A 735-nucleotide genomic window follows, 5' to 3' on the forward strand; every position below is an offset into this window, starting at 1 on the left:
CTTCGAACCTGCTCGCCGGCGCCGTCTGAACCGCCCGAACTGATCTTCCTAAGGAACACTCATGCCCTACAGTCCTGATCTCGACATCCGGATCACCGACTCGTCGTTGCGCGACGGGTCCCACGCAAAGCGCCACCAATTCACCGTCGACCACGTCAAGGCGGTCGTCGCCGCCCTCGATGGTGCGGGTGTTCCGGTGATCGAGGTGACCCATGGTGATGGTCTGGGTGGGTCGTCCTTCAACTACGGCTTCTCGAAGACTCCTGAGCAGAAGTTGATCCGGGCGGCGGTCGAGACGGCGACGACGGCGAAGATCGCGTTCTTGATGTTGCCTGGTCTGGGGATCAAGGACGACATCCGGGCGGCGCAGGACAACGGTGCGCAGATCTGTCGTATCGCGACGCATTGCACCGAGGCCGATGTCTCGATCCAGCATTTCGGGCTGGCGCGTGAGCTGGGGCTCGAGACCGTGGGGTTCTTGATGATGTCGCACAGTCAGCCTCCGGAGGTGCTTGCCAAGCAGGCGCGGATCATGGCCGATGCGGGTTGTCAGTGTGTGTACGTGGTGGATTCAGCCGGCGCATTGGTGCTCGAGCAGGTGTCGGATCGCGTGTCGGCAGTGCGTGCAGAGCTGGGGGACGACGCTCAGATCGGTTTCCACGGGCACGAGAACCTCGACATCGCGGTCGCCAATTCCATTGCGGCCGTTCGGGCTGGCGCACAACAGATTGATGG

The 735-nt window shown here is 62.6% G+C and carries 1 protein-coding gene; it reads left to right on the top strand.

Features of this window, described 5'->3' with window-relative positions; genetic code table 11:
- Window positions 1–61 precede the first annotated feature (61 nt).
- The coding region (gene dmpG, locus CSW57_RS13920; protein WP_099383401.1) for a 4-hydroxy-2-oxovalerate aldolase at window positions 62–735 on the top strand (674 nt) is incomplete at its 3' end.

It is taken from the genome of Williamsia muralis (assembly GCF_002735905.1).
Lineage (GTDB): Bacteria > Actinomycetota > Actinomycetes > Mycobacteriales > Mycobacteriaceae > Williamsia > Williamsia muralis_A.